This is a genomic window from Streptomyces sp. BoleA5 (genome assembly GCF_000373665.1).
Lineage (GTDB): Bacteria > Actinomycetota > Actinomycetes > Streptomycetales > Streptomycetaceae > Actinacidiphila.
Window position 1 is genome coordinate 1 of sequence record NZ_KB892148.1, and the last position, 5,234, is coordinate 5,234.

1 protein-coding gene is annotated in these 5,234 nt (G+C 68.6%); it reads right to left on the reverse strand.

Annotated features, from left to right (window positions below):
* Positions 1-5,234, reverse strand: a 5,234-nt coding sequence (locus tag B085_RS44970; protein ID WP_037733225.1) for a hypothetical protein, incomplete at both ends; no start/stop codon positions are given.

Consider the following 5,234-nt stretch of genomic DNA (forward strand, 5'->3'; position numbering starts at 1 on the left):
TCAGTGACCGAACGGTCCCCCAACTCGAACCGGCGCACGTCATAACCCGCACGCACCTCATACCGCGGCGCATGCGCACCACCACCCCGCGGCGTCGACACCGGATCCACCCACGAATGCTTCACCGTGTCCGGCACCGCCGCACCACGCGCCGCATCCCAACCGGGATCCAACGTCAGATCCACCCGCCCCGCACCCGGAACCGAACCATGCAAGACGTCGTCCACCACACCGCCAGGCACGGAAACGCCCCTGGGCGACACACCATTGGAGCTGTCCTGGATCGGGAACGACTTGTCGCCGCTCTCCAGACGCACCGTCACCGTCTCCGTACCGGAGCCGTGCACCACGGCGTGGCGCACGTCCTGCTGGAGCCGCCCGAGCGTGTCCAGCAGATCCTCCGGCGGGAAACGCCTCTTCAGCACCTCGAGCAGGAGGTCCTCCGAGACACCCAGCTCCTGCGCCAGGTTCCTGAAGTGACCACGGTTGTTGTTCCACCCCGTCGTGGCATTGCCCGGGCCCACGTGGATGGAGTTGTCCGCGGTCAGGATGGACGGTCCGTGCTCGTCGATCAGGTCCTGGGCGGCCTTCGACCGGGCGGTCAGGTGGAAGTCGCTGCCCTTGATCGTGACCGACGACCCGCCCGGCACCCGCGTCTCGTGGCCGGAGGTGAGGACCACGTTCAGGTGGACGGCCACCTCCGCCTGCGTCCCGCCGTCCTCGACCGTGACCACGATCGGCCGCGAAATGAGGTTGTGGCCACCGTTGTTACGGGTCTCCACGCCGAACTCGAAGCCCCCGAGCGTGCGACGCGCGTCCCCGGGCCTTCCGCCGCCCCCGCCGATGATGACGTCCAGCACCCCGTCCGCGGTCAGCCGCGTGGAGCCCGCGGCCGCCGGGGCGGCCGCCGAGACGGACTGCGGCAGGTGCTTGTTGATGCCGTTGACCAGGGCGTTCCGGGTGTCGATGGACATCTGGACGAGCTGCTTGAAGGTGTCGTTGACGCCCCCGGTGGCCGAGCGAACCGCCGTGAACTCGCCCTTCAGGAACGTGGTGAGTTCACTCCCCTTCATCACCCGGAGTTTCGTGCCGTCCAGCCGGATGTCGTGGAAGGCGATCGCCGCCAGGCTCTTCCCCACGTGCTGGTCCTTCGTCAGGACGTGAGGGTGGTGCAGCTTGAGGTAGTGCTCCACCTGCTCGGTCCACGTCTTCCGGCTCGCATGGCTCTGCGTGAGACCCGTGAGAAGCGACTGCGGGTCGTCGCCCACTTCCAGGGCTATGCGGTCGCCGTCGGTGACCAGGGCCAGGCCCGAGTCGAACACGACGGCATCCTTCTCCCGTCCCTGCCACAGGTGGCCGCGGTTCTTGACGAGGCTGTCGAGGAGCCGCTCCCCTTCCCTGGCCTCGTAGCTGATGGCCCTTCCGGAGACCTCGCCGAACCTGATGTCCTTCTCCAGGCCGAGGGAGTTGGCCGGGTCGACACGGACGAACGTGTTGGGCTCGGGGAAGTAGACCGTCCGCGCGTCGGTCTTCGCCATCGCGTCGCGCACGGCCAGGTCGAGGTCGGCGGCCTTCTTCGCGGCACCCCCGGGGAGGGTGTAACCACCGCTCACCATCTCGGGGGCGAACCCGTCGTTCTGCGCGCTCAACGACTCGATCTTCGCCGCCGCGCGCTCGAAGAGCGGCTCGCCTCCGACGACCATGCTCTTGACGTCGGCGTCACCGACGTGCAGGTACACCTCTCCCCCGGCGTTCAGTCTGACCTTGTCGAGCATGCCGCGGGTGAGGTCGTCGCGGACGACCGCCTCACGCAGCGCGCCGTAGGGAATCTCCTTCTGGGCGCCGGCCTCCACCAGCTTGGGATCGGGCTGGCGCCACGTGAAGCCGGTGACGGAGACCTCGAAGTTGCCTTCCTGCTCCCACTGCTGGGCGAACGCGCGCACCCTGTCGGCGATCTCGGTTTCCTTGCCGGCGCGCCCGTTCACACCGATGACCAGACCCAGCCGCTCACCCAGGACCGACTCGTCCGTGAACGCCGTCCCGTACATCTTCGCCAGCGTGAGCAGATCGGTGTCCGGGGTCGCGATGACGGTGGCCACGAAACGCGTCCCGTCACCGCCCTGGAGCGCGCCCTTGGCCGCACCGTCGTACTGGGCCACCGGCGTCAACCGGTAGTGGCTTGCGATGTCGCCGTAGCCGTCGGTGAATCGCACGGCGTCGGTCTGGCGCGTGAAGGTGGGCGGGACGGCCGCGGGCCGCGCGGGATTCGGCTTGGCCTTCTTCGGCGCCTGGGGGGCGATCCCGTGGACCGCGTCGACGTCGGCGTGGGGCACAGGGACGTGATCGTGACTGACCACCTGGGCGTGGATGAGGTCCAGGTAGCGGGGGCGCGGCCCGCCCTGCGACAGATCCTCAGGGGCCGCGTTGTGGTAGTTGCCCATGAGACTGCCGTCGACCTCCGGGCGGTGCCCGGCGGTGGTGTCCCGGTACTCGTCCCGCAGACCCAATTGGTGGCCCAGCTCGTGCGCGAGATCCTGCTCGGTGGCGTCGATCCGCCACTGGTGCTGGTTCATCGCGCCCCGCGAACCACCGACATTCACGGTGAGGTGGGCGTCGGAGGCGTTGCCCGTGACCCGCTCCAGCGTGACGTGCAGAACGCTCTCATCGCGCAGCACCGCACCAGGACGGTTGAAGACCCGCTCCACGCCCGACACCGCACGGTCCCACAGCGCGTCCACCTGGGACGGCGACAGACCCTCACCGGCCAGCCGCACCCGCACCGTCAGATCCGTGACCGAACGCCCACCGACCTCGAACCTGCGCACGTCGTAGCCGGCCTGTACCTCGTACCGCGGAGCATGGGCGCCACCGCCCCGCGGCGTCGACACCGGATCCACCCACGAATGCTTCACCGGGTTCGGCACCGCCGCACCACGCGCCGTATCCCAGCCCGCGTCCAGCGTCAGATCCACCCGACCCGCACCAGAACCCGCACCGAGGAAGAAGTCGTCCACCACACCGGTCGGCGCGTCGACCGCCCGCGCCGACACACCCGGGGACTTGCCCTGGACCGGGAACGACTTGTCCCCCCGGAACTCCACCGTGATGACCTCGGAGGCGGAGGCATGGACGATGGCGCGCTCCACGTCCCGCTGGAACAGGGCGACGGTGTCGAGCAGTTCGCCCGGCGGGAAACGGCTGTCCAGCGCCTTGACCAGGCTGTCCTTCGAGATGCCGAGTTCGTCCGCCAGGTTCTTGAGGTGACCGCCCCTGTTGTCCCAGCCGGTCTTGGCGTTGCTCGGCCCCACATGAATGGAGTTGTCCGCGGTCAGAGCGGACGGCCCGGACCTGTCGATGAGGTCCTGAGCGGCCTTCGACCGCGCGGTCAGATGGAAGTCCGACGCGTTGAGCCTGACCGTCGTTCCGTCGAGCCTCCCGCTCGGGGTGACCATCACATTGAGGTGGACGGCCACCTGGACCGACTTGTCCCCCTCGGTGACCGTCATCAGCACGGGCCGCGAGATGAGGTTCGTGCTCTCCGCGTCCCGGACCCTTCCGAACTCGAAACCGCCGAGCGTACGGCGGGAGCCGTCGACCGTGCTCGATCCCGTGATGCTGTCCAGGATCCGGACGGCGTCCGGGGTCAGCCGGCCTCCGCCCGTACCGGCACCCGCGTGAGCGGCCGTGGACGTGCTAGCGCTCGGTGCGGACGGGGAAACGGACTGCGGCAGCCGCTTGTTGAGGCCGTCGACCAGGGCGTTACGGGTGTCGACGGCCATGTCGAGCAGTTGCTTGGCGGGCGCCGGGAAATCTTCGGCCAGCTTCATGATCGCGCTCGCCTCTGCCGGAAGCGCCTTTCCGAGCTCCCTGCGCGTCATCGACTTCAGGGCCGAGATGTCATCCGTCCCGATGCCGTGGAAGGCGATGCTCGCCAGACTCTTCCCGACGTTCGCGTCCTTCACGAGCACGTCCGGGTGGTGCAGCTTGATGTAGCGCTCGATCTGCTCGGTCCAGGTCTTCGGGTTCGCGTGGCTCTGGGTCAGCCCGCTCAGGATCGACCGCGGGTCGTCCCCCACCTCCTTGGCGATCCGCTCCCCGTCCGTGACCAGAGCGAGATTCGAATCGAAGACGAAGCCCTGGTTCTCCCGCCCCCGCCAGAGGTAACCGCGGTTCTTGAGGGAGCTGTCGAGGAGCCGCTCCCCTTCCCTGGCCTCGTAGCTGATGGCCGTTCCGGAGATCTCGCCGAACCGGATGTCCTTCTCCAGGCCGAGTTCCGGGTCGACACGGACGAACGTGTTGGGCTCGGGGAAGTAGACCGCCCGCGTGTCGGTCTTCGCCATCGCGTCGCGCACGGCCAGGTCGAGATCCGCGGCGTTCTTCGCGGCACCCCCGGGGAGGGTGTAACCGCCGCTCACCACTTCCGGAGGAAGCTTGTTGTCGGCGCTCAGCGATTCGATCTTCGCGGCGGCACGCTCGAAGAGCGGCTTCCCACCGATGACCATGCTCTGGACGTCGGCGTCACCGACGTGCAGGTACACCTCTCCCTTGGCGTTCAGCTTCAGCTTGTCGAGCATGCCCCGGGTGAGATCGTCACGGATGACCGCCTCGCGGAGCGCGCCGTACGGCACCATCTTCTGGCCGCCGTCCTTCAGCAGCTGGGGGTTCCGCTGCTCCCAGGTGAAACCGCTGACGGAAACCGAGAAGTCGCCCTCCTTCTCCCACTGCTGAGCGAACTTCCGCACGGTGTCGACGATGTCGGCGTCCCTGCCCACCTGTCCGTTCACACCGATCACGAGGCCCAGCCGCTCGCCGAGGGACTGCTTGCCGAACGCCGTCCCGTACGTCTGCGCCAGCTTCAGCAGATCGGTGTCCGGAGTCGCGATGACCGTGGCGACGAAGCGCGTCCCCTCACCGCCCTGGAGCGCGCCCTTGGCCGCACCGTCGTACTGGGCCACCGGCGTCAACCGGTAATTCTCGACGATGTCGCTGAAGCCCTGGCTGAAGCCCTCGCTGAAGCGCCCGGCGTCCGTCTGCCGCGTGAACGTGGCCGGGTCGACCGCCACCCGCGATGTCCCCGCCTTGACCTTGCTCTTGCTGGGTGCGTGGGGGGCGACCGCGTCCACCGCGTCGACGCCGACGTGCGGCACGTGGACGTGGTCGTGGCTCGCGACCTGGGAGTGGATGAGGTCCAGGTACCGGCCGCGCAGTCCGCCCTGGGACAGGCCCTCCGGGGC